Genomic DNA, 23,111 nt, shown 5'->3' on the forward strand with positions numbered 1-23,111 from the left:
TTAAGAACGCCAATACTCACTGCAACGTGGGCGGTAAGGATGGCTTGTGGCCTGGACTTTACATAGTGGCTGCGGCGGCGCTTTGGTCAACAATAGGCGTGGCCAGCGTATATAGCGGGAACCCAATTATGCTTGGTCTCTTTAGGTCCCTATTCGCGTCCCTGGCCTCATTATTTATACGGAGAGTCCTTAATAGGGCCTCCGTATTAACGGGCATAGCCCTCGGCGTATTATTCTCAGCATACCCACTGGCGGCCGTAACGGCCGGCGTGGGTCTCGCAGCCTTCCTACTCTACACGGCGCCCCCCCTATGGACTACGTTAGTGGCCCTCGGCATGGGTGAGAAACCAAGTAAGCGTGGTGTTGTCGGTGTCTCGCTGGTGATAATCGCAATTACATTAATTGGTGCTCAGACGATCAAGGGTTCGATAAGCCTCATTGGCGTGCTTCTGGGCCTGCTCTCGGGCACCTCCTATGGCACATACATAGCCCTAGCCAGGAGGTTTGCCAGGGTGGGTAATGAGGTTGATGTTTCCTGGGGCGCAATACCATATACCTTAATAATTACGGCACCAACAGCCATCGCCTACTCAATCATTACGGGTTCCTGGAGGCCAATAGTCAATCCAGCCCTGTGGGGTGTTTACCTGGGCATTGTGACCACCGTGATACCCTATAGACTCTTCGCAATGGGTGTGTCTAGGGTAAGGGCCTCCACGGCCTCGGTCATAGCCACGGTGGAACCCGTACTGGCGGCTCTCTGGGGGTTCCTGCTCTTTGGTCAGGTGCCCACGGCATTGACACTTATAGCCTACGCCCTAATAATAACCGCGTCGACGATAGTGTACTTCGAGGGGGGGCTTGATGGGTTTTATGAGGATGGGCAGAGCAGTTTTAGTAATTGGGCATTCGTGTGTAGGTGCATTATTGATGGTAATACGAATATTGCGAGCATCAGGTTTATGAATACCACGGCCGTTATGAATACGTAGAGCCAATCCCTCTCCATGGCGAAGGAGGCAATGCCAAGGGCTACCCTGAGCACCGGTGTTGCTATTAGGACCATGAGGCCAAGTATTATGAATGAGAGTGGATCAAGGTTAGGAAGCCTGGATAGGGCGTATGCCGGCGGTATTACCGTGGTGTTTATTGGGGGGGATGTTGGACTCATGACCAGAGATTCGCTGCACCCAAGGGCCTCGCCCTTAACGTGGAATAGGACAACGCCAATTAGTATTAGGCTATGCTTATTACCACGCCGTACCTAAGGGTTAAACCGATCACGTAGTCCATATCCCACTTAGGCATTCCCACCACCCCCTACCGCAGTCCTCTTCTCGTTCTTAGCCATTAACACGCCATAGCGATAGTAGAGTATTGTCATTACTATTGCTGTGAATATTATACTCAATAGGTACTGGGTTGCCACGGCTATCGTTATTACGTGGTCCAGGTATAGACCCTTCAGCAGCATCTCCATGCCGAGGAAGGCAAGTATTGCCAGGAAGACCCACCTAACCTGCTTATTCGTAATCCTCACCAGTATCTTCGTACCACTCATAGCCCCTATCAAGACCCCCCCTATCGCGGTCACGGCAGCCATCATAGGCTGTATATAGCCGAAGTACCAGTACAGGGCGCTGCCCGTGGCTGCCGTTACTCCTATCATGAAGTTGCTTGTTGTTGTGCTTACCTTCATGGGCAGGTTCATGGCCCAGTCCATCCCAAGGACCTTAAGGGCGCCACTACCAATACCCAACAAACCACTAATAAAGCCTGCGAAGAACATTATTAATTCACCAAGCCACCAACGAACACCCCCAGTACTTAACCTCCATCTTAAGGGCATCATCGTAGTAACTACCATATAGCTTAAACACCCTCGTGGTCCAATCAGGCTTTCTTGGGTCCGGTATTTCGTACTTACCCCTCTGGGCTGTCGGTATTATTGAGGTCAATATGACTATACCGAATACTACGTATACAATCCAGGCGAGTCCGTGTGTGTATACGTAGTTAGCAGTTAGTGAGCCGACTATTGAGCCTGTCGTTGTTGCTATTTCAAGGCCCATTCCAATCCTTACGTTGGTTATCCTATCCCTAATGTAGGCACTGGCTGCGCCGCTCGAAGTGGCTATTGTGGATATTAACGATGCACCAGCAGCGTAGGCAATAGGTATGCCCAGGAACAAAGTGAGAAGCGGCACAAGAACTGTTCCGCCTCCTAACCCTGTTAATGACCCAAGCAGCCCAGCAATTATGCTAAATACAAGCAACTCTATGCAACAAATTATTGTTCTAAGTAGGACCATGGCTACCTAGCTTGATTAGCATGACCTTAAAAAACTAACTTGCCCCCGAGGGACTTGTTGTGCATTCTACGTGCGTTATTAAGGAATTTTCAAATCTAAAACATTAACTAGGTTCATGCCTTATAAACTTCCATATTCCTATTATTTTACTTAAGTAAAATGAAATGCCGCTAAGCCATATTACTCAATTTCCCATAAACCTCAGGAATCACATCATACAACTTCTCAATCAATTCCCCCCCCTCATTAACACCGATTAATCCACCATCCCTCACCACAAACCTCCCGCCAACAATCACATCATTAACACTATGACCATTAAGCAATGACACCACGGACTCCACTGGGTCGTATATAGGCAACGCCCTGACGTCATCCAGCCTAAGCGTTATTAGGTCGGCCTTGAAGCCTCACTAACCACGCCCACATTATCCCCCCCAACCAGCAGTCCACCCCCCCAACCCGTGAGTGCCCTGAGCATAGTTACCGAGTTAAAGGAGGACTTATCATAGGTCATGCTAACGGTTAATGCCTTACCCACGGCCCTAGCAACCTTAACCTCATGAAGAATGTCAAGGCTTGTGAATGCACCACCATCACTACCAAAACCAAACAACACATCGCCAAACATTGGTAACCAATGCTGACCCATTACCAGGGAGTCAACCGTTGGGCACCAAGCAATCCCTAACCCCCTATCCCTAACAATGGCTCTCTCCCTATTTGATAGGTAAACCGCATGCGCAATAACCGTGGGCCTGATAAACGTCAAGCCCAACCTATCAAAGACCTCAAGTGGCCTGGCGCCGTACCTAGTGAGTGCATAGTCGACCTCACCCTGGTACTCGCAAGGTGGTAAGTTATACCAAGCCCTTTACTCAAACATAGGTCCTTTAACTTAAGGAGTAAGTCCTCGGTAACCATCATTATCTGCCTAATTGAGCACCAAACCCTGACCCTATCACCGACCTCGGGCAATAACTCCTCAGTCCTACGCACGACTTCCTCAGCATCAATTACCCCATCACCACGCACATTAAACGTTGATGGTGTGACCACGCCCCCCCTAACCCCCCAACCTCATTAATAGCCTTAATCAACTCCCTGGGTCTCGGCGCACCTGCCTCTATGAAGTATGTAACCCCGTTCTTAGCCATGGCGGCGACGCTCACCAGGGATGATAGGCGTGCTAAGTCATCGGTTAGCAAGTCCTCAAAGGGTATTAAGAGCTTAGTCCATATTGGGGGGGTAATGCAAGCCTCTCATCATTGATGAACGACCTAAGCAACACCTGCTGGGTATGGGTGTGGACGTCAATAAGGCCTGGCATCAGTACGTGCCTATCCTATCAATGACCTCCTCGCCACTGTACTGACCGAGTACCTCACTCGCCTTACCCACGGCCTTTATTAAGCCGTTATCCACGGCTACGGCCCCATCCTCAATAACCATTGGATTCGACATTGTTATTACGTACCTAGCCCTAATGATTAGGTCTACCCGCTCCATCAATAATCACTCTGGCGGAATCTCGACATACGCCACGGAAATATCCATGCCATACCTCCTCAGGTATATGGACCTAGCCACTAGGTAGGCGATGACCCCCCCTAGTACGAAGGCGCCGATTATTACGCCGTAGGCGAGTGGGTTACCGCCCCCCCAGATCTGCGGGTAGGCTAGGAACTCATAGTCCAGGTAAATGAACACTAGAAACTGAAGAACGCCAGCGGTAATAAGTGCCGCCCTAGCCCTGCCGCTCAGTTCATCGTTTTTCCTGAGCGCGATTATCACCGCGGCAATACCTACGAATGCCAGGTACGTTAATGGCCCAACCTCGGTACCGTAGAGCGCCGTGAACGTTCCATAAAACAACCCAGTAACTGCGATGAGGGCTGAGGTAACGATTAAGTCAAATAAATGGGCGTATATTGGTGTTCCGAGTCTTGGGCTTATGTAGGCGAAGGTGCTTGGCCAGACTCTGTCGAAGGCTAGGGCGAACCAGTACCTTACGACGACGATGGCTCCGTAGGCGAGGACGGCTAGGTACCAAGTGACTGATGAAATGCCAATAAACCACTTGAGTACGTAGTTATTGGATAAAACCATAGCAATTGTCCAGAAGTTAACAACACCATTGAGGTTGGGGTTGGATAGGGCCTCAGTAACGAAGTTAAAGCCCAGGGAGTAATACATGGCCTCAAACCCTATGGTTGCCATTACCATGGTGATGAGGGCTGCGACAGGTACGTTATACTTAATCGCGCTTTTACCCCCCCTTATTTCAGAGGCTATTGCTGGCCCGGCCATTAGCCATGGGTATACGTAGAGGGCGAAGAAGGGTATTACCATGAGTATGCCACTTAATGTGGTCTCAGGCCCTTTATAGCTACTGGCCAGTGATGAGTATGTGTAGCCACTTGGTAGTAGATTATTGATTGCCGCTATTGCCGTCTGCCTCGGTGTCAGGAGCATTATGGCTATTGCGATTACCAACCCAGTCATTGATATCGTGGTTAGTATGGTCATTAGCCTAAAGCCGTACTTAGTGCCCAGTATGTTGGCTAGGACTATGACGGCGAAGAAGGCTATGGCTATGGCTATCGCGTCCCATGTACTGAAGGACACGTTTAAACCTAGTATGGGTAGCACCGACTCAAGCTGGAAGACTCCAGCTATCGCAATGAGCGCGTAGTACGCCAATGCCTGTATGACGAATGCCATGACCAAGCCATTAATGAGCCAAGCAACCCTAGGTCCAAAAGCCCTTGTTAACCATACATAGTCGCCGCCAGTGCGTGGTATTAACGTGGTCAGTAGTGAATACACGATTATTTGAGGCACCGATAGTAGAAATGCAACTAATGATGCATACACTAAGTTTACACCAACAATACTCGGCAAGGCAGCCAGTGTTAGGCCCACCGTACCCAGTGCAGCGCCTATTGACATGTTAGCTATGTTTATTGAAACCGCATCCCAAAAACCAGCCTCTTTGACCAAGCCCGTGGACTCCCTAAGAAATACACCCTGCTTGACCTCCATTATTCCATCGAGAATTGGAATATTTAAAAACCTTTCGTGTGAAACTATCGAGCATCTATTTTAATAATCAATTAAATTATTTAATAAATTCATTAAACAATAACCTGATAATTGGTTGGGATCAATTACGCTAACCTGATTCATCGCTAATAAAAGTATTTAAACAACTGTGAAATAATCATTTTCGTGGTTGTTGGCATTCTTAATTTCGGCGGTCAATACAACCACTTAATACTTAGGCGTGTAACTGAACTGGGCTTTAGGGGCGAGTTCTTAAGCCCGGACGAACCGCTTGATAGGGTTAAGCAGTTGTTTGACTGCCTAATCATTAGTGGTGGTCCTTGGAACATACCCGAGGATTTACCGAGGACTGGAAACGCCATTAAATACATCCTCGAGTTCCCAGGGCCCGTACTTGGTATTTGCCTCGGGCATCAGTTGATGGCCTATGCATATGGTGGTGGATTGGTGAGGGATCGACCTGAGTTTGGCGGTGTCAAGGTCTATGTTGTTAGGGAGGATACAATATTCAAGGGAGTGCCTAGGGAGTTCACTGCATGGGAGAGCCATAATTTAAGTGTTGCCAATCAACCTAGGGGGGGCTTTGAGGTTATTGCGTATAGTGATGCCGTACCTGTTGAGGCCATGGCTAATGAGAGAATCAATAGATTTGGCGTTCAGTTTCACCCCGAAGTTAGACATACGGAGCATGGACTTACAATAATGAAGAACTTCCTTGATCTATGCCAACGTAAGTGAGGGTGGTTTATTGTTTATAACTTTAATTAAATAAATAATTAAGTAATACGGTTTATCCATAGGCTAAAGTATTTAAACAATCAATAGAATAAAAACAATATGGACATGGCAATTATCGGCAAAATGATTGAGGATATTAAGTCACTACCCATTAAATGCGCCCTTGCGGCAATCTCAGGCGGTGTTGATAGTACCACGGCGGCGGTACTCGTGAGGAGAGCCATCGGCAATAGGCTTAAGGCCGTATTCATCGATACAGGCTTCATGAGATTTAATGAACCTGCACATGTTAAGGATATACTCAACGATATTCTTCCTATTGATATCATTAATGCAAGTGATAGTTTTTACCACGAAATGCTTGGACTCAGTGATGCCGAGAAGAAGAGGATTAGGTTTAGGGAGGTTTTCTATGGAGTTCTCTCCGAGATTGCCAGGGGGTACGGCTGTGATTGGCTTGTCCAGGGTACAATAGCCCCCCCTGACTGGATTGAGACGAGGGGGGGTGGAATTAAGACTCAGCACAACGTGCTTGAGCAAATAGGCATAGACACCGCGTCTAAGTACGGCTTCAAACTCCTCGAGCCACTTAGGGAGCTTTATAAGGACCAGGTCAGGGAGTTAGCCAGAACGCTTAATGTGCCAAATGAAATAGTCAATAGGCAGCCATTCCCTGGACCTGGACTGAGTATTAGGGCCGTGGGGGGGGAACTAACACTTGAGAAGCTTGATGTGGTTAGGGAAGCAACGCGTATTGTCGAGGAGGGACTGGAGGGTATGGGCCTTAGCCAGTGGTTCGCCGCGGCTTGGGAGTACGAGTTTACCCCTGATGAGGGGGCTTTCCAGGGCCATTAATGGGCTTGGGGGGGATCTGCAAACCTACCTATTTAGGGTTAGGGCCACGGGTGTTAAGGGTGACTCTAGGTCCTACGGAAACGTGGTACTGGTTAAGGGCCACCTGCTCAGGTGGGACCTGGCCTATGAACTACACAGGTACTTAGCTGCAGCTTACGATATCACACACGTGATTTACGAACTAATGAATAGGGACTCCGGTAAGTACTTCGTGTCCATTAGGGCTGTGGTCACTGATGACTTCATGACGCTGATGTAGCCAGGATACCGCGTGATACGCTAATGGATATTGCGCGGGAAATACTCAACAATGACGATAGGGTTGCCGCGGTTGGTTACGACGTAACCCCCCCAAAGCCACCGGCGACTATTGAGTATGAGTAGTTAGCGGAGTAGCTTCGTTAATTTATTCACAAAGTCCTCACCAAAGTACTCACTCAGTCTGAGACTCCTTATTACCGACTCTGGACTTGAACCCTGAACCTGGCTCCTAATAACCTCGCCAACCTCCCATGGAAATAGTATCCACTTATCCGTGGTACCCACGTAATAGTCAGGCTTAATCTTCGACCAAGGCTTAACATAGAGAGTTGCCGTCCTCACCTCCCTGGCGCCATAGAACCTAAGTATGTCTCTGGCCACGGCAAGGGTCTTCCCGGTGTCCGTAACATCATCAACAACCAGCACACTCCTGCCCCCCCGTAAATCACGTATTATTGGGTAAGTAACCACAGGCTCCTCACCCTCCCCCCCAATCCTCGTACCATAACTCACGAGCCCAAGAATCACCAAGTCATCAACACCGAGAAAATCCGAAATAAGCTTACCAACGATGTAACCACCCCTAAGAATAGCAATTACCGAGTCAGGCCTATAACCAGACTCCTTAATCATCAATGAGAGGTCCAACGATAAATCCACAAGTCTCTGCCAATTAAGGACTAGGAACTCCATTAATTGGTTCAATGAAATAATGATGTTAAAAGGCTTTCCTCATGGTAAGAACAACATTACCACAAATAATTAAACAATTTGCCCCCTGCATGCACCCACACCACTGGGTCCCAGCGGCCCGGTTTCGCGGGTCGTTGGGTGGCCCAATGGCGTGAATGCAAGGCAGGTATGGGCTCTATCATTATTTAATCCTAATATATTTATATTATTTACCCTTATCGATCTTTCTTAAAATACATATAAATTATATGTATAGCATATGTGTATTATAGTCTTCATATTTTAAATTTAAACTTTTTATTCGATATAGGCAAAAGATTGAAAAATCAAGAATAGAAATAAAACAATGTGAAAAGGACAATAAAGCAATGTAAGGAGAAGTTTCTTGACTGCGCATTTGATGTAATAGTTAAGGCTAAGTTAGGACTCATTGACAAGGACGAGGCATTCGACGCACTTTGGGAGTACCTAGTTAATGTTGAGTATGAAGTTAAGATTCTCGAAAGGAGGATCAGCATGAGCGATAACGTGGGGGGGAAAGAAGCCAATAGTGGCTAGGCGGTATTCAAATCAATGCTCTCAATCGTCGAATACCTCGCCTAAAGAGTACGTTAATGAGCGGGTATTCGTAAACCGTAAAGCCTACTCGACCTCATTCGACTCACTTTTTATGAACACCCAAAGCAAAAAAAGCCCGTGTGTTTATTACTTTTGATGGGTATGGGTTACAGGTCAAGGCTCTTACTTATTATCGCCGTGGTCGTAGTTGCCGTTGTCCTATTCGTGGTTAGGTACTTCCTCATACCCAGGCACTTCCTCACATCGTATGTAATGCCTAAGGCCATTGATTACGGCTTCCTCTATTGCAACAATCACTTCATAGTTATTCCTGGAAATTCAATGGTTATTCTCCGTTATCACGTTCATGGCGATGTAACCATTAATGGCGTAGTCATCTACATGGCTTTCCCAGCTGACTTAATTAATGCAACCTTAAACGCCTTCTTGAGGCTGCCAAATCCTAATAATGCCATGATGCTTGGTGTCTATGTCAATGGCAAGTTAATTGCCGTGGATAATGACTCGTCGCCGATCCTTGGTTTAAAGACTTCTGTGAGTATACCATACCATTACGGTAATGAGACCGTGACCTTCTGGCAACTACTGAGCCTTAGAAATGAAACACACACCCTAGTTGAGTACACAAGCTATGGAGTCACCCTCCCAACAATCAACCTAACGCCAAGTGATACCTTGACGGTCATCATCTACTCAGCAGTACCCTACGCACTACCCTCGTGTGCCATGACTAACGAGAGTTCTGAGGTTGGGTTAATGGTTGAGGAGCATTGGATCGGGTTGATCGGCATTTACGGCGTGTTCAACGCCACACCAACGGCCGAGCAGCTCTACATGGAGGGTAGGTACATAACAGAGGTACCCATAATCTACGTAATAAACGTTACAGGCCCAATAAGCCAATTACCGCAGGAACTAACGCCAGGACTACTCACCAATGTGAGGTCATTCGCCATCGGGTACGCGCCATCATTCGCAATCGGACAAACACTACCACCAACAGGCAATGGGTGATGGACATGGTGAGTAAGCTCAAGATTACCTCAGCAATCGTAGTATTAATCCTCGTAGTACTAACTGCGTTAATAATGCTACCGAAGCAAGCCGCTGCGCAAAGCAATTCCTGCATGCAAGCCATTGGCAACTGTAATTATGAGTTCACGACAAATGGAGTAACGCCAAGCTTTGTTAGTGCCCAGGCATATATAACAAACACGATGGCTGTACAGTCCTACACTGGGGGGGAGACTGTACTTGCATTACTGTATAACCCAGACATAAATATGGTGTGCGGCCCACTTGCCTGGTACTACGGAAGCACTGGGTATTGGGACCAGGGAGTTATAATATACGGTGTGATTATGAACCCGCCAGCAACCGGGCACCATAGGTAATCTATACCTCATGGTACAGACATATAATTGTTCAGGATATTTAGTATGGAATAACTTACCTCCTGACCTCAGCCAACCCACAGCTACGGACGTTCCATGGCCGCTCGTCTCCGGTTCTGAGTGGGAGATTATATACTATGTTGGTAATAATGGCTTGATTAACCAGGTTTATGAGTACGTGTACATACCAGTTAATGGAGGGGGGGAGTATTATCAGGAATACATAACTATTCAATCCCAATACGCGAATCGTTGGTACAGATCTAACGTGAATTGGGGCGGCAGCCCTGGCGGTGGTTCAGTGAACTTCTACCCAGGCGGTTCCGGCCAGTTCTTCTATAATTCTAACGTGAACCTATATCAAGGCCCATTAGCTGCTAATGCTGCGGAAAGCTCCAACGTAAACTACACCCAAATGTACACTCCACCACCAAACACATGCACCCTATATGAACTATACCAGGACTTCCAGACAACGTAGCTTAGCCATTACATAAAGCCTATAACTCAAAACCAAAGCCCCCCCATTATGGGGCTTTTCCTCCACTCAACTCCCCCCCTTTAAAAGCTAATTAGCCAGTACCGTGATTGGGGAATTGACTAAGTATGAGGCTTGGAAGGACAATAGGGCTAGCGAGCATAATACTATTCACGCTACTCATGATGCTCCCAAGCCATGTAATGGCAATGCTATACTGGCGCTTTGGCGGTGGGGGGGCATACCACACGTGGTGGTTGGCACGAACTCCTACTCAACACCATCAACAGGCTATGTAATAAAACCAAGCACTATGGTTTACCAACAGAACTCTGGAGGCTATGCTAGCCACGGCACTGCCTCCTACCAACCAAGCACGACCACTGTCAATGTACCCACGACAAACACCATAATCACAAAGGTAGTCACCCAAACCACGACAATAACATACCACACATACACGACAATAACAACCTACTACCCAATCATTAGCTACATAGCCCAGTACTTCATGACCTGGATGACGCCAAGGGGGGGCATGTGCCAGAATGGGCTTTACCGTCCACGGTAGTAACAGCCCCAATGAGTGGGGGGGACGCTTCACGTACGTACCAGCCGTGACTGCCGTATTCAACTACACTGGCTTTGGCCTACAGGTTGGCGTTAAGCTGGTGCCCCCCCAGATAACGGGCTGGAGGCCCCCCCAACCAGGCAACCCAAGCCCCCCCAGCTCCCCCCCCAAGCCCAAGCCCACCACGCATAATACCAGGGAATGAAACACTAAACATAACGCTCTCAATACCAAGCAAGCCACCCACAGCCTACTTCACCTACGGTGGCGGAGGCAATCCAAATCCAAAGGGCACTGTTTATGTGCCCTACTACAATCCACAACTCGGCTTCCTACCAGACCTAATAAAGGGCGGTGGATTCCTCACTGCCGCCTTCCTCGACGGCGGTGGTGACGCCCTACAGTGGATTGGAGCCAACACGTACAACATCGGCCAAAACATCTACACCCAGTCCCAGGTCATTGCGAATGAGGTCCAGGCCGCGGCGCAGGCTGGTAGTAACTGGTTAATACAGCACACGCAGGGCATACCAGTACTCAACTACCTCGGGCAGATCGGAGCCTACACCATCAATGCGATAGGCAATGGCATTGCCTACATAACCTCCACTGGGGGGGGAGCGCCATTGGTAGTGGCCTCATGAGTATTGGCGAGTCCACCTACACTGCTGGGTATAATATTGCCAATATTGGTAACCAGCTCGGGCAGGAGTCACAGACCTACAGCGTCTACGGCACCTACCAATCAGTGCAGGTGAGCCCAGGGCAGTCAATTACATTACCGAGTACGTACATGACAACGTATAGTGGGAGGCCTGGCGGTAGTGCCCAGTGGTTCATTGATGGCGGTAATAACCCATCGAGCCCATTTGCCCAGTTGGTCCAGGACCTACTCAAGCCTGGCAACATGTACCCAATGCCCTCACTGTTCGGCATCACTTGGTAACGCCCCCCCTGGGCTTGCCAGGGGCTTTTAAACTCAAAAACAATCAAATTTTTCCCCCCTTAAATCCTCAAGGGGGGGTGAAGCCAGGGCTTGGCACGCTGGGAGTCTCATTAACGGCTTGAGGCCAGGAGACTACTGCCTTACCATTGTTCCAGTATATCCAGGCGTTTGTGACGTATTCCTCAGTTCCGGTAACGCCCGGCGTGCTTGGTGCTGGTTGCCAAGCCGAGCCATTCCAGTAGTAGAGGGCTAGGATGACATTGGCACTTGTGAAGTCCACATCGTATTGGTTGGCGCCGGGCCCGCCAATCACCAAGCCCGTCCCAGCATTGAATGGGAGCCTGGGCACTATCGTGGCATTACCCACTGGGTATTGATAGTACCAATCAACATTAATGCCATCAAGGGAGTAGCCGAAGTAGGCAATGCCATTGGCTATCTTTATTATGAGCCACCCGCAGGTGGCTCCGTAGTAAACATGGGGGGGATACAATGCTACCAAGTTTGATTGGCAAGATATTACTGGCATTCCATTAATGTTTCTCGTAGTGCAACCGCTTGGTGGTGACCAGACATTTACACCAAAGCCTGGCTCCCAAGCCCCACCCTCCTCATACGCCGCTGTCGAGTACACGTCCTGTATCCAGTAGCCATTACTCAACTGTGCATTGAGTTGTATCGAGTATGTATTTGGTATTGCCGTGTTCACGCAGTAGTAGCCCGCGATTGCCGTGGTTGGTGGGCCTGTGTAGCTAGGCCAACGGCTTGGTTTGTTACCCTCATCAGCCTTGGTTTGGGGGGGCTTGGTTTTGGGTTGGTGGGCTTGGGGGGGCCTGTGTTTGGTTTGTATTTGGCCCGTGGGTTAGGAGGAGTGTTAGGCTGGCCCCCAATGATTAGGGCTAGGGTGGCTAGGAATAATCCGAGGAATACCAGCCCGATTACCCTAAGCACGCCCATTCTCGCCACCCAATACCTGACTGGCTCAAGGCTTTAAATAACTATACTGAGCCTGACCCCCCCGCAGACTCAATCCTAATGATTACCGTAACCCTCACGCCCTTTTCATTCAAGTACCCCCCCCACAACTCATTATACTCAGTCGGGAGCGTAATCACGTACTGCCTACCGAGCTTGGCAACAGTCCTACCTTGATTACAAAGTCTCGCTTGAGGCTATCCAGGAGTAGGTTTAGCTCCAGCTCATCCATCAGTGCCAAGCCAGCTTGGGGGGGCTTAATTAAATTAGGCGTTGGATAATACCCGTAATTATCTGCCTACATGCAATGGGCTCTGGTGCCAAGTGGCACTGGAGCACCGGCGCTCTGGAACCATCATCACTTCTGATTAAACCCAACTAAAAGCCCTCCTAGTCGGCTTAATTAGAATCACAAAGAAGGCATGCACGTACTTCGAATACCATAGTCCTAGTTCTTCATGCCCTAGGCCCCCCCAGCAGTGTTTAGTGAGGGCTCAGTATTAAATGGGGGGTTATAAACCAGCCCCCCCTTAGGTTGGTGGTAATGCCCATCTGGGTTTACTACCTTGATGAGTTTAAGCTAATCAGTGATTACGACTTTGATTACACGGTTAATGAGTTGATTGGTATGGCGATAAGCGAGGCTGAGAAAGTCGGCATCAAACCAGCTACCGTATGCCAATTAAAGGTTAATGAAGACGTAATCATCGAGGTAAGAGGCAATGACGGGCAAGTACTGAAGTTGATAAAGGCGAGAGACCCAACGAGGGCACTCGAGGAGTTTTATGAGAATGAGGGTGTCTTGGCTTGTTCCTCGGTTGGTTAGTGGTTTAGTTTCGGCGCTGTGTCTACGTATACTGTTTAAATGAAGCACTTATTAGTTGGCTAGCGATTTTGCTAGCGCAGTGCCTGTACTGGCGAGGTCCAAGGTTTGGCATAACGGGAGGACAACAATACCGAAGGAGGTAAGGGCAGTACTGGGCATAAACGACGGAGACCAAATAGAATGGGTACTAGAAAACGGAGAAATAAAGGTGAGAAAGAATGAGTAGTGGCTTTGTTCATGAGGAGGAGGTTAACATCAGGCTGGCTGATGCACTCAATGAATTAGGTCTTGACTGCAGACCAGAGCGAGTTAGCGGTAAGCGTAGACCTGACATTAGGTGCTTTTATAACGGTTTAATAATAGGTATTGAGGCATCCTATAAGGACAGGGATGCTGAGGAGGATGCTGGGAAGAGGATTGACCAGGGCATTGTTGATTTGGCGATTGCCCTGCATTACCCTGTTAGATACCCTAACATACTTAAGGATAAGCTCATAGAGCAAATCAAGCAGTCGCAATTCAACGTAAAGATTATCACGCCTAAGTATGTCAAGGTAAGTTCCCTACTTCAATTCATAAACCAGCAATTAGGTACGGGAAGACCATTAGTGACTTCTGGATGGTTCACCGTTGACATACCTACATTGACCAACGTAATTAGGCACGCAACTGATTACCTAATTCAGGAGAGCGAGATTGAAGAGGAAATAGAAAAGATTAAGCATGTGATAAATAATAATTTCGTTAATTCGTTAAGGGGGGGTGGAGGAGTTTATAGGGAGATTTATGATGTCATGTATAGGCTTTATGGAATGCAGAGCCCCCCCACTGATGAGGACTTGGTGCTTGCTCAGGCTGCGTTGTCGTTGTTGTTGACTGCGACGTTCTACGAGCACGTTAGGAACATCCACACAAGGTTAAGCCCACTGGATAGTTATGTACGTAGGTATGGACCCATTGAGGCTTTAAGAAAGCCTTGATGAGTTACTGAATATTGACTACAGGGAAGCCATTAAATTGGCGAGAGAGATCCTGGACAAACTACCGCCAAACGCTGCTGACAGGGTTAAGGAATTAATTGAGGAAGGCATTAGTATTGCCCAGAACAGGACCTTGCTCAGGCATGACTTCGCAGGTAGGGTTTATCACGAGATTACTGGCGACATTGCAGTGAAAAAGAACTTCGCAACATTCTACACGCAGGTACCTGCTGCGTACCTACTTGCCACGTTAGCTGTTAGGTCATTGCTGGGGGCTGGAGGATGAAATTAAGAGGGCTATTGATGGGGGGGTTAGCAATCCTGAGGAGCCTATCCGTAGGATTAGGGAAATTAAGGTCACGGACTTCGCCTGCGGCAGTGGCACGTTACTCACTGCTAGTTACTCGGCATTGATGAACGTGTTAACGGCACTTAAACACTATAAGGAGCTTGATATTAACCTAGACGATTTAGGTAAGGAATTGATTGAGAAGGGTATTTACGGGATTGATGCCCTCAAGTACGCTGCTCAGGTAACGGCGATAAACCTCGCCTTAATAAGCCCAGGCAACATCGCAAAGGAGAACATCCACACAATATACCTAGGCCATATAACTGGGAAGAACCAGCCATGGCTGGGTTCACTGGAGCTTCTGAATAATGGCAAAAGGGTTGGTGGTATACTCTCATTCATTGAGGGCTATAAGATCGAGGGCATTGAGAAGGTATCGCTTGAGGGTAGTGAGGGAACGTTCGAGCTACCTGAGAAATTCGACCTTGTGATCATGAACCCACCATTCACAAGAGCTACGGGCAGAGTTAGTAAAGAATTTCGTGAGAAAGAGAAGGGTTTATTCGGCTTCATAAGTGAGGAGAAATATAGAGAAACTCTCCTTGAAAGACTCAACGAGATTAGGGATAATGTAAGGGATAATTTGAGGAGTATTGCTAAGAACCTCGCCGAGACGGAAAACCTGCCTAGTGTAATTAAGGAAATAATTAATGGCAAAAGGGAATTCAAGCAGTACTTGAACATTGGGCAGGCCGGTGAGGGTCTTCTATTCCTTTACTTGGCTTATAAGTACGTTAAGCCAGGCGGTGTGATAGCATTCGTACTACCTAGGAACGTCCTTTCAGGCGTTAGTTGGTTCCTCGCGAGGGCATTACTAGCCGGTAAGTTCCACGTTAGGTACGTCATAGTAAGCAGTGATACTGAGAATGGCTACAACTTCAGTGAAGGCACAAGCCTAAGCGAAGCACTGATAGTGGCTAAGAGGGTTGACGAGCATGAACTAAGTGAGGAAACTAAGTTCATAGTGCTCATGAAGAAACCAAAGAGTGCCGTAGATGCGGTGATTCTTGCTGATAAATTGTTAGCTAATAACGCTACTTATTACGGCGCTTTAATAAGGACTGTACCCAGGAGTGCCTTACTTAATACAATTATCAACTGGAATATTCACACGATACCTGATAATGAATTACTGAACGTAATTGATAATATAATCAATAACGGTGCCATTAAGCTATGCAGTATATCCGTAGAAATACCAATTACGTACTTCAACAACCTGATAAGCGACATGGGCGTTAATAGGAGGGGGGGAGATATAATTGAGGCATTTAACTTACCGAAGAGGGGGGGTACCCGAGTTGATTGCGATGCATTGTCAAAGGGGGGGCCCATTCCCAATGGGGTACCCATGCTCTGTAGTGGTGAGGAGGAGTTAAGGAAGGCGATGCTCGTGAAGCCGAATGCGTGGGTCACTGGCAGTGGGCCTAAGGCTGAGAGAATTACTAGGTTGAGGTCTAGGTTGCTAGTTCCTGATAGGATTAGGTGGAATACCTGGAGGGTGATTGCGGTTTATAGTGATGAGCAATTAATTGCCAATAGATTCTTCATGGTTAAGCTAAAGAATGAGAATGAAATGCAGGAAAAGGCGCTAGTGACTTGGTTGAATACGACGTTTGGATTACTAACGGTACTAGCCAATAGGGAGGAGACAGAGGGGCCATTCACAGAGGTAAATATTGGTCAGTGGAGGGCATTGCCGATACTTGACATAACCAGGTTAGATAGTGAAAAATTAAGCTCACTAGCGAGGGTCTTTGATGCCTATGCGGATAAGGAGTTTAAGAGAATACCGGACCAATATGGTGACCATCCAGACCCTGCCAGGTTAAGTTTTGATCTTGATTTCTTAAAGGCGCTGGATTCAGGAATTAATGAGGACAGAGCAAAGCAATGCCTGATCGAACTATATAAAAGGTTAGGCATTACATTAAAAACATGGATTGACAATGGTGATCAAAGTTTATAGAGACGTTTTCATCGACATAACAGGTATGGCGCGTGTCCTAAGTACCGCTGCCTTAGTTCCTCAATTAGGTAACTTAAGGATTGGAGTCTCTGTTCATTATTGATTTAATAAAGGGCGATGGGTTGGTAATAAACCATGCTCTGGCTACTCATTGAATTGTTGACGCGTCTATAAGTTTTGCGGGAATGAATTATATGGGGGGGGATTGGGAATGATGTTGGTAATACTTCATTAGGGATTGATTGTAATTTGGTGCGGCCGCCGGGATTTGACCGGTTCTGCGGCTCGGGGGGGCCGCCATCCTAGACCAGTCTAGACCACGGCCGCGGGTTAATAGCGTCTGTTGAGGTTTTAAGTTTTTGGTTGTTGTTTTTCGTGCACTGTGATGCCTTGAATGCTTATATAGGTTAAATAGTGCGTTGACTTGATGGGTAGTGTCTTTGGACGCGTATTTAGGGTTGTGACCTTCGGGGAGTCTCATGGACCTGCCATTGGGGGCTGTTGTCGACGGTGTCCCTGCCGGCGTGGCCCTCGATGAGTCATTCATTAAGAAGGAACTAGAGAGGAGGCGCTTTTGCCATTTGCCAATCCTCAATCCTAGGTGTGAGGATGAGGAGTTCCAAATACTGTCTGGTGTTAAGGATGGGTTTACCGAGGGTACGCCGGTAGCCATCGTTGTTTGGAATAAGAGGGCTATTTCTGATTACTACAATGAGCTTTGGATGAGGCCTAGGCCCAGCCATGCCGATTTAGCCTACTACCTGAAGTTTGGTAGGTTTTATGACCATAGGGGTGGCGGTAGGGCCAGCGGTAGGGAGACTGTGGCTAGGATAGTGGCTGGGGGGGCCATTGCGAAGGCCGTGCTTAGACAGACAATAGGTGTTGAGGTGGCGAGCCACCTGGTCGAGCTTGGTGGCGTGGCCATATCTAGGGAGGACTACACCTTCGAGGATGTGGTCAAGTCCTGGGAGAAGCCCCCCCTTCCCATGGTCGATGATGAAGCCATGAGGAGGGCCATAGACGTGCTGGTCAATGCCGCTAAGGATGGGGGGGATAGCGTTGGCGGTGTTGGCGAGGTACTAACCACCGAGGTTCCGCCGGGGCTTGGTGAACCCGTCTTTGATAAGTTGAAGGCTGACCTGGCTAAGGCCGTCATGTCGATAGGCAGTGCCGTGGGTATTGAGTTTGGGCTTGGGTTTAGGCTTGCAGGATGAGGGGGGGTAGTGAGGCCAATGACCAAATAGTGCTTAGGGATGGTAGGCCTAGGCTTGAGACCAACAGTTGGTGGTATACTCGGTGGCATGAGCATTGGCGAGCCCATTAGGTTCAGGGTTGCCTTTAAGCCAACACCCAGCATTAGGAAGCCCCAGAGGACAGTGGACTTGGAGAGGATGGTTGAGACTACTATAACCTTTAGGGGGGCCGTTATGACGTGTCCACGGCGCCAAAGGCGATACTCGCGGCCGAGGCCATGACCGCCATAGTCCTCGTGGACCACGCAATTAGGGCTGGGTTAATTCCTAGGGTCATTAAGAGGTAGGTTTATAGGTTGGGAGGGGGGGGTAACCTAGTTGGGTGGGGGGGGTAACTGCTCTTTGACATTAGGGTTAAGGAGAGCCTTAGTGACTTGTTTGATAGGGATGATGAGGTTAAGAGCCTTAGGGCCAGTCTTAACGAGCCGTTAATAGTGATCTTTGGGCTTAGGAGGGTTGGTAAGTCCTCATTGATTAGGGCAGTACTTAATGAGTATGCACCAAATAATTACTTCTACATAGATCTGAGGAGGTTTGAGGAAAGTGGTTACGTGAGTTACAGGGACTTTGTTAAGGCGCTTGAGGATTCCATAAACGCTAGGGTTAGGTCAAGAAGGTTATTGAACATTCTCTCAAGGATTAGGGGGGGCGTAAGTATTAGTGGATTCAGGGTGAGTTTCTCCTGGGGGGCAAGGATAGGGTTATGCTTGCGGATATCCTGGACTCAATAAATGATTGGGCTGGTGATGAGGGGGGGTTGAGGGCGATAATAGTCCTTGATGAGGCCCAGGAGCTTGTTAAGGCGAGGGGCTTCAACGTATTACCGGTCCTCGCCTACGCATACGATAATTTGAGGAATTTAACATTCATAATAACCGGGTCCGAGTTCAGGGTTTTCACGAAGTTCCTTAAATTAAACGATCCAGAATCCCCACTTTTTGGTAGGGCTTACGTAAGCATTACACTTAATCCATTTAGTGAGGAACAAGCCGTTGAGTTCCTGAGGCGTGGATTTAAGGAGCATGGTATTAACTTTGATGGTGCTGAGAGGATCTATGAGGAGCTTGGCGGTAATCCCGGTTGGTTAACGCTCTTCGGCTACAGAGCCCTGAGAATGAGTTTTAATGAGGCATTGAACGAGACCAAGAGGGAGGCTATTGACCTAATTCGTAGGGAGATATGCAACTTCATTAATGAGGGCAGGCACTTGGCAGAGAGAAGGTACTTAAGAATACTCGAGGTTTGCGCCAATGGTTGTCGTTGGTCAACCATTAAAATGGCCCTTGAGGCTATGGAGGGTAGGGAGTTGAATAACTCCATTGTTGACTCACTGATTAAGGCGTTGTTGGATTACTCATTACTCATTAAGGAGGGTAATACCTACGTATTGCCGGATAAGCTGATGAGGGATGCTGTGGTGGGGCTTAGGTGTTTCGTAAACGCAGTAAATAGTGATAATGTTTAAAAATATAGTTTCTTAATAACCCTGGGACCTCTATGGAATATCTAGATTCGTAAGGTACGAGGTCAAACTTAGTGGTTATCTAGACCCAGCCGTGATTAGTCATTGCTTGATCGGTGGTTATCATGCTCTCTGAATTGAGGCGTAGCATTGACAGTATTGATGAGGAGTTGATAAGGCTAATTGGAGAAAGGATTAGGCTCGCTGTCGAGATTGGTAGGGTAAAGAGGAGCCTTGGGCTACCCATCATCGATAAGGACAGGGAGGGCGAGGTCATTGCCAAGTGGGTTGAGGGATTGAGTAAGTTTGGTGTTGATGCCGAGACCGCCATCGGGATTGCACAGTCAATAATTAGGGTTTCGACAAGGGCTCAGTTGGTGAGTAGGCTTGATATTGGTGTAACGATAATTGGCAGTGGTAGGGTTGGTAGGACCCTCGCCAGGGCGCTTGGTAGGGTCGCTGACGTAATACTCCAGAGACATGATGAGGAGTTGGTGCCTAATGACGTCATCATATTGGCCACGAAACCCACGGATGAGTCAATAAACATATTGAGTAAGTACTCAGGCAAGCTTAGGGGGCTCCATAGTCATGGACTCATTCTCAGTCAAGATGCCCATGTTTAGACTAATCGAGAATGAATCACTGAGGGCTGGCTTCCACTACATAAGCGTCCACCCACTCTTTGGTGAGTTGAGTAATCCAATCGGTGAGACCGTAGTCCTAATACCATCAAAGACTGGTGATGATAAGCTCGAAATTACTAAGGACCTATTTACAGGTGCCGGCCTCAATGTCGTTGTTCTAAGTAGCCCTGAGGAGCATGATAGGCTTATGGCCTACCTGCAGGTTGCTCACCACGTATTATTACTCACGCTTTACGCGGCATTGAGGAGGATCGGCCTCGACCTAAATACTCAACTCGTTACCCACAGCCTTAGGTATACGTTTAAGGCCTTGGAAAGGGTTTTGGAGCAGGTTGAGGTTAGTAATGAGTTGTTTAGGCTTAATCCATACTCGAGGAATGTGGTTGAGGAGTTGGGTGATTTATTAAAGGAGGTTGTTGAGGGACTTGATAGGGGGGGGCGACATGGTGGGGGGGGTGTTGGGCCATGATAATCAAGGTATCCAGGGATAGGGTTGATGATGTAGCCAGCCTACTGGACAAGGCTGGGGTTAGGTTCAGTGTTGTTAGGATTTATGGGGATGACCTAGTAATTACTTGGCCTGACTCCAAGATTGATGTTAATGCCGTTAAATCCGTGGATCCGAATGCCGTTATTATCGAGGTTAAGGCCAAGTACCAATTGGCGAGTAATGCCTGGAGGGATAGAACAATCGTTGACGTCAGTGGTGTTAAGATAGGTGGTGATGAGGTCGTAGTGGCCGCAGGGCCCTGCGCAGTGGAGAGTTATGAGCAGGTTAGGGATACGGCCATTGCCGTTAAGGAGGCCGGGGGGCTAAGTTACTTAGGGGGGGTGGTGCGTTTAAGCCTAGGACAAATCCATATAGCTTCCAGGGGGGGCTTGGTGTTGATGGGTTGAAAATACTTAGGAGGGTGGGTGACGAGGTTGGTTTACCAGTCGTCTCCGAGGTCATGGATACGAGGATGGTGAAGACCGTGGCCGAGTACGTAGACATGCTACAAATAGGCGCAAGGAATGCCCAAAACTTCGACTTACTCAGGGAGGTCGGTAGGTCAGGTAAGCCCGTGCTCCTTAAACGAGGGCTCGGTAACACGGTTGAGGAGTGGCTACAGGCCGCTGAGTACATACTCCTTGAGGGTAATGGCAACGTGGTATCTGCGAGAGGGGGGGTATAAGGACCTTTGAGCACGTCACTAGGTTCACGCTGGATCTGGGCGCCGTGGTTGCCGTTAAGAGACTAACGCACCTACCAGTTTGCGTTGACCCATCGCATCCAGCGGGCAGGAGGGACCTGGTAATACCGCTGGCGCTGGCCGCCATAGCCGCAGGCGCTGACATGCTCCTCGTAGAGGTTCACCCAAGGCCCTGGGAAGCCCTTTCAGATGCTGAGCAGCAATTAACATTTGAGATGTTTAGGGAGTTGATGGTTAAGGGTAGGGAGGTGGCTAAGGCGATTGGTAGGTCGTTATGAGGGAGTTCACGTATAGGTCGCGGGATGGTGACGTTAAGGTACTAATCAACATTAATCATGGCGAGGCCCTGGAAAGAATTACTAAGGATTACACCGGGTGTGTTGCGTATGCCTCGAGGAGTGTCGCCAATAGGGTTAAGATTGCCTGCCCAATGATTCCGATAGTGGATGGTGAGGAGGGTAAGAGTATCGAGACGGCGCTAAACATTGTGAGGAGCGCGCATGAGATGGGCGTTGATAGGGATGGCCTATTCATAGGCATTGGGGGGGGTGGGAGTGTCCTTGATGTCGTCGGCTTCTCCGCATCAATATACCTGAGGGGTGTTGATTATGTTAATGTCCCAACAACCATGCTGTCCATGGTCGACGCATCCCTCGGCGGTAAGACGGGTGTTAACGCCCTGGGCCTCAAGAATGTGATTGGGGTCATTAGACAACCTAGGTACGTAATTATTGACCTATCCTTCCTAGACTCACTGCCAATGCCTAATTACCTCGATGGCTTTGCGGAGGTTATTAAGTATGGCGTGACGATGGATAGGGAATTGCTTGATAAGGTAATGGGTAATACCGATGGATTGATTAATAGGGACCACTCACTTCTCGAGGATGTTGTCTATAAATCGTTGAGGGATAAGGCAAACATTGTTGAGGCTGATGAACTAGATAAGGGTGGTGTAAGGGCCGTTCTTAATTATGGGCATACCGTGGGCCACGCCATAGAATCTGCGACGAACTTCTCGGTTAGCCACGGCAGGGCGGTGGCGCTGGGCATGGTGTGCGAGGCCCGCGTTGGTGTTAAGCTGGGCTATACGCTAGGGATGTTCCTAACCTACTAGTGAATGCATTATCCATGTTCAACCTAATTAATGAGGTTAGCATTGACGTGAATAAGCTCGTAGGTGCCATGTTGAGGGATAAGAAGAGGAGTGGTGATTTCATAAAACTTCCCGTGGTTACGGACGTGGGTAGGTGGGATGTGGTTAGGGTGAGTATTAAGGAATTGACCGATTTGGTGATTAACGAATGCAGGTCTATGCCGTAATTGGTTATCCACTCAATTACACATTATCGCCCAACATACATAATTACGTGTTCAAAGTATTGAGGGTAAGTGCGGTTTACGTACCTCTTAGGGTATCGCCAAGTAGGTTGACGCATTTCGTGGAGTTTGCCAGGGACTCCCTGGGTGGGTTTAACGTAACCATACCGCACAAGGTGGCTATTACGGGACTCATAGATGGCGTGGTGGGCCCCCCCGCCAGGAACTCGGTAGTGTGAAT

33 protein-coding genes, 1 tRNA gene and 5 pseudogenes are annotated in these 23,111 nt (G+C 48.3%); 27 read left to right on the plus strand and 12 right to left on the minus strand.

Translation table 11 applies throughout. From position 1 onward, the window contains the following. Positions 1–26: 26 nt before the first annotated feature. Positions 27–992 carry an EamA family transporter gene (locus JCM11216_RS00260; protein ID WP_243674546.1) on the plus strand — a complete coding sequence of 322 codons (966 nt, stop codon included), beginning with the start codon at positions 27–29 and terminating at the stop codon, positions 990–992. An 8-nt stretch (positions 993–1,000) separates the two neighbouring features. Here JCM11216_RS00260 and JCM11216_RS14320 read toward each other — a convergent pair. The 8 genes and pseudogenes from JCM11216_RS14320 to JCM11216_RS00280 form a co-directional block, all read right to left on the minus strand. Next, positions 1,001–1,231: pseudogene (locus JCM11216_RS14320) on the minus strand (DUF1634 domain-containing protein); the annotation flags it as partial. A gap of 69 nt (positions 1,232–1,300) precedes the next feature. Continuing rightward, positions 1,301–2,312, minus strand: a pseudogene (locus JCM11216_RS00270) (sulfite exporter TauE/SafE family protein). A 170-nt stretch (positions 2,313–2,482) separates the two neighbouring features. Continuing rightward, positions 2,483–2,674, minus strand: a complete 192-nt coding sequence (locus JCM11216_RS14325) for a hypothetical protein (RefSeq protein ID WP_243674548.1) — start codon at positions 2,672–2,674, stop codon at positions 2,483–2,485. 29 nt (positions 2,675–2,703) lie between these two features. Beyond that, the gene (locus JCM11216_RS14330) at positions 2,704–3,084 is read right to left on the minus strand and encodes a hypothetical protein (protein ID WP_243674550.1); all 381 of its coding nucleotides are present in this window, start codon (positions 3,082–3,084) and stop codon (positions 2,704–2,706) included. Continuing rightward, complete coding sequence (locus tag JCM11216_RS14335; protein WP_243674552.1) at positions 3,081–3,371, minus strand: hypothetical protein; 291 nt, start codon at positions 3,369–3,371, stop codon at positions 3,081–3,083. Before JCM11216_RS14335 ends, JCM11216_RS14330 begins: the two co-directional genes overlap by 4 nt. Then, a complete protein-coding gene (locus tag JCM11216_RS14340; RefSeq protein ID WP_243674555.1) occupies positions 3,329–3,520 on the minus strand; it encodes a hypothetical protein in 192 nt (63 codons plus the stop codon). The genes JCM11216_RS14335 and JCM11216_RS14340 overlap by 43 nt, the downstream gene beginning before the upstream one ends. A 121-nt stretch (positions 3,521–3,641) precedes the next feature. Further along, positions 3,642–3,821, minus strand: a complete 180-nt coding sequence (locus JCM11216_RS14345; protein WP_243674556.1) for a hypothetical protein — start codon at positions 3,819–3,821, stop codon at positions 3,642–3,644. A 6-nt stretch (positions 3,822–3,827) separates the two neighbouring features. Beyond that, positions 3,828–5,357, minus strand: coding sequence for an APC family permease (locus tag JCM11216_RS00280; RefSeq protein ID WP_054852943.1), 1,530 nt, complete (start codon positions 5,355–5,357; stop codon positions 3,828–3,830). Between the two features lie 186 nt (positions 5,358–5,543). On the opposite strand from JCM11216_RS00280, the gene guaA reads away from it, so the two are divergent. The 4 genes from guaA (at position 5,544) to JCM11216_RS14355 (ending at position 7,355) form a co-directional block, all read left to right on the plus strand. Beyond that, on the plus strand, positions 5,544–6,116 hold the full coding sequence (gene guaA, locus JCM11216_RS00285) for a glutamine-hydrolyzing GMP synthase (protein ID WP_054852944.1): 573 nt from the start codon (positions 5,544–5,546) through the stop codon (positions 6,114–6,116). A gap of 99 nt (positions 6,117–6,215) precedes the next feature. After that, complete coding sequence (locus tag JCM11216_RS00290; RefSeq protein ID WP_243674558.1) at positions 6,216–6,971, plus strand: hypothetical protein; 756 nt, start codon at positions 6,216–6,218, stop codon at positions 6,969–6,971. Next, positions 6,946–7,230 carry a hypothetical protein gene (locus JCM11216_RS14350; protein WP_243674560.1) on the plus strand — a complete coding sequence of 95 codons (285 nt, stop codon included), beginning with the start codon at positions 6,946–6,948 and terminating at the stop codon, positions 7,228–7,230. Before JCM11216_RS00290 ends, JCM11216_RS14350 begins: the two co-directional genes overlap by 26 nt. 23 nt (positions 7,231–7,253) lie before the next feature. Continuing rightward, positions 7,254–7,355, plus strand: a complete 102-nt coding sequence (locus JCM11216_RS14355) for a hypothetical protein (protein WP_243674562.1) — start codon at positions 7,254–7,256, stop codon at positions 7,353–7,355. Here the strand turns inward: JCM11216_RS14355 and JCM11216_RS00295 are convergent, their stop codons facing one another. Further along, on the minus strand, positions 7,356–7,925 hold the full coding sequence (locus JCM11216_RS00295; RefSeq protein WP_054852945.1) for a phosphoribosyltransferase: 570 nt from the start codon (positions 7,923–7,925) through the stop codon (positions 7,356–7,358). Positions 7,926–8,273: 348 nt separating this feature from the next. Here JCM11216_RS00295 and JCM11216_RS00300 point away from each other — a divergent pair, with 348 nt between their 5' ends. The 8 genes from JCM11216_RS00300 (at position 8,274) to JCM11216_RS00330 (ending at position 11,893) form a co-directional block, all read left to right on the plus strand. Then, on the plus strand, positions 8,274–8,483 hold the full coding sequence (locus tag JCM11216_RS00300; RefSeq protein WP_054852946.1) for a hypothetical protein: 210 nt from the start codon (positions 8,274–8,276) through the stop codon (positions 8,481–8,483). 156 nt (positions 8,484–8,639) lie between these two features. After that, the gene (locus JCM11216_RS00305) at positions 8,640–9,518 is read left to right on the plus strand and encodes a hypothetical protein (protein ID WP_054852947.1); all 879 of its coding nucleotides are present in this window, start codon (positions 8,640–8,642) and stop codon (positions 9,516–9,518) included. A gap of 5 nt (positions 9,519–9,523) precedes the next feature. Further along, on the plus strand, positions 9,524–9,898 hold the full coding sequence (locus tag JCM11216_RS00310; protein WP_243674564.1) for a hypothetical protein: 375 nt from the start codon (positions 9,524–9,526) through the stop codon (positions 9,896–9,898). A 10-nt stretch (positions 9,899–9,908) separates the two neighbouring features. After that, positions 9,909–10,379 carry a hypothetical protein gene (locus tag JCM11216_RS00315; RefSeq protein WP_054852949.1) on the plus strand — a complete coding sequence of 157 codons (471 nt, stop codon included), beginning with the start codon at positions 9,909–9,911 and terminating at the stop codon, positions 10,377–10,379. Between the two features lie 103 nt (positions 10,380–10,482). Continuing rightward, positions 10,483–10,947 carry a hypothetical protein gene (locus tag JCM11216_RS00320; protein ID WP_054852950.1) on the plus strand — a complete coding sequence of 155 codons (465 nt, stop codon included), beginning with the start codon at positions 10,483–10,485 and terminating at the stop codon, positions 10,945–10,947. Further along, positions 10,925–11,152: a hypothetical protein gene (locus JCM11216_RS14360; RefSeq protein ID WP_243674567.1), complete on the plus strand. Its 228-nt coding sequence runs from the start codon at positions 10,925–10,927 to the stop codon at positions 11,150–11,152. The genes JCM11216_RS00320 and JCM11216_RS14360 overlap by 23 nt, the downstream gene beginning before the upstream one ends. A gap of 97 nt (positions 11,153–11,249) precedes the next feature. Continuing rightward, entirely contained in the window at positions 11,250–11,591 is a 342-nt protein-coding gene (locus JCM11216_RS00325) for a hypothetical protein (RefSeq protein WP_054852951.1), read from the plus strand. Beyond that, the gene (locus JCM11216_RS00330; RefSeq protein WP_054852952.1) at positions 11,588–11,893 is read left to right on the plus strand and encodes a hypothetical protein; all 306 of its coding nucleotides are present in this window, start codon (positions 11,588–11,590) and stop codon (positions 11,891–11,893) included. The genes JCM11216_RS00325 and JCM11216_RS00330 overlap by 4 nt, the downstream gene beginning before the upstream one ends. A 67-nt stretch (positions 11,894–11,960) precedes the next feature. On the opposite strand, the gene JCM11216_RS00335 is transcribed toward JCM11216_RS00330, so the two are convergent. Both JCM11216_RS00335 and JCM11216_RS00340 read right to left on the minus strand, forming a co-directional pair. Next, entirely contained in the window at positions 11,961–12,602 is a 642-nt protein-coding gene (locus tag JCM11216_RS00335) for a thermopsin family protease (RefSeq protein ID WP_054852953.1), read from the minus strand. Beyond that, positions 12,599–12,859: a hypothetical protein gene (locus JCM11216_RS00340; protein ID WP_054852954.1), complete on the minus strand. Its 261-nt coding sequence runs from the start codon at positions 12,857–12,859 to the stop codon at positions 12,599–12,601. The genes JCM11216_RS00335 and JCM11216_RS00340 overlap by 4 nt, the downstream gene beginning before the upstream one ends. 553 nt (positions 12,860–13,412) lie before the next feature. Between JCM11216_RS00340 and JCM11216_RS00345 the strand changes: the two genes are divergently transcribed. From JCM11216_RS00345 to JCM11216_RS00360, 5 genes are all read left to right on the plus strand, one after another. Then, entirely contained in the window at positions 13,413–13,694 is a 282-nt protein-coding gene (locus JCM11216_RS00345; RefSeq protein ID WP_243674569.1) for a hypothetical protein, read from the plus strand. A 79-nt stretch (positions 13,695–13,773) separates the two neighbouring features. Further along, positions 13,774–13,920: an AbrB/MazE/SpoVT family DNA-binding domain-containing protein gene (locus JCM11216_RS14365; protein WP_243674571.1), complete on the plus strand. Its 147-nt coding sequence runs from the start codon at positions 13,774–13,776 to the stop codon at positions 13,918–13,920. Beyond that, positions 13,913–14,674 (plus strand): hypothetical protein, encoded by a 762-nt coding sequence (locus JCM11216_RS00350; protein ID WP_054852956.1) that lies wholly within the window; start codon positions 13,913–13,915, stop codon positions 14,672–14,674. Before JCM11216_RS14365 ends, JCM11216_RS00350 begins: the two co-directional genes overlap by 8 nt. A 37-nt stretch (positions 14,675–14,711) precedes the next feature. Next, positions 14,712–14,960 (plus strand): hypothetical protein, encoded by a 249-nt coding sequence (locus JCM11216_RS00355; protein WP_054852957.1) that lies wholly within the window; start codon positions 14,712–14,714, stop codon positions 14,958–14,960. Between the two features lie 127 nt (positions 14,961–15,087). Next, entirely contained in the window at positions 15,088–16,995 is a 1,908-nt protein-coding gene (locus JCM11216_RS00360; RefSeq protein WP_243674573.1) for a hypothetical protein, read from the plus strand. Positions 16,996–17,245: 250 nt separating this feature from the next. On the opposite strand, the gene JCM11216_RS00365 is transcribed toward JCM11216_RS00360, so the two are convergent. Then, positions 17,246–17,322: transfer RNA gene (locus JCM11216_RS00365), tRNA-OTHER, on the minus strand. Between the two features lie 152 nt (positions 17,323–17,474). Here JCM11216_RS00365 and aroC point away from each other — a divergent pair. The 9 genes and pseudogenes from aroC (at position 17,475) to JCM11216_RS14385 (ending at position 23,109) form a co-directional block, all read left to right on the plus strand. Next, positions 17,475–18,470 (plus strand): annotated as a pseudogene (gene aroC / locus JCM11216_RS00370) (chorismate synthase). Positions 18,471–18,682: 212 nt separating this feature from the next. Then, a pseudogene (locus JCM11216_RS00375) lies at positions 18,683–19,713 on the plus strand (ATP-binding protein). A 122-nt stretch (positions 19,714–19,835) separates the two neighbouring features. Next, complete coding sequence (locus JCM11216_RS00380) at positions 19,836–20,336, plus strand: chorismate mutase (RefSeq protein ID WP_054852959.1); 501 nt, start codon at positions 19,836–19,838, stop codon at positions 20,334–20,336. Further along, the gene (locus tag JCM11216_RS00385) at positions 20,302–20,826 is read left to right on the plus strand and encodes a prephenate dehydrogenase/arogenate dehydrogenase family protein (protein ID WP_243674575.1); all 525 of its coding nucleotides are present in this window, start codon (positions 20,302–20,304) and stop codon (positions 20,824–20,826) included. Before JCM11216_RS00380 ends, JCM11216_RS00385 begins: the two co-directional genes overlap by 35 nt. Next, the gene (locus JCM11216_RS14370) at positions 20,823–21,254 is read left to right on the plus strand and encodes a hypothetical protein (protein ID WP_243674577.1); all 432 of its coding nucleotides are present in this window, start codon (positions 20,823–20,825) and stop codon (positions 21,252–21,254) included. Before JCM11216_RS00385 ends, JCM11216_RS14370 begins: the two co-directional genes overlap by 4 nt. Beyond that, a pseudogene (gene aroF / locus JCM11216_RS14375) lies at positions 21,248–21,828 on the plus strand (3-deoxy-7-phosphoheptulonate synthase); the annotation flags it as partial. The gene JCM11216_RS14370 and the pseudogene aroF, both read left to right, overlap by 7 nt. Beyond that, positions 21,825–22,667 carry a 3-dehydroquinate synthase family protein gene (locus tag JCM11216_RS00395; protein WP_243674579.1) on the plus strand — a complete coding sequence of 281 codons (843 nt, stop codon included), beginning with the start codon at positions 21,825–21,827 and terminating at the stop codon, positions 22,665–22,667. The pseudogene aroF and the gene JCM11216_RS00395, both read left to right, overlap by 4 nt. Further along, a complete protein-coding gene (locus tag JCM11216_RS14380; RefSeq protein WP_243674582.1) occupies positions 22,667–22,873 on the plus strand; it encodes a hypothetical protein in 207 nt (68 codons plus the stop codon). The genes JCM11216_RS00395 and JCM11216_RS14380 overlap by 1 nt, the downstream gene beginning before the upstream one ends. Next, positions 22,855–23,109 carry a hypothetical protein gene (locus JCM11216_RS14385; protein WP_243674584.1) on the plus strand — a complete coding sequence of 85 codons (255 nt, stop codon included), beginning with the start codon at positions 22,855–22,857 and terminating at the stop codon, positions 23,107–23,109. Before JCM11216_RS14380 ends, JCM11216_RS14385 begins: the two co-directional genes overlap by 19 nt. Positions 23,110–23,111 lie beyond the last annotated feature (2 nt).

This window comes from Vulcanisaeta distributa JCM 11216, from assembly GCF_001315985.1.
GTDB classification, from domain to species: Archaea; Thermoproteota; Thermoprotei; order Thermoproteales; family Thermocladiaceae; genus Vulcanisaeta; species Vulcanisaeta distributa_E.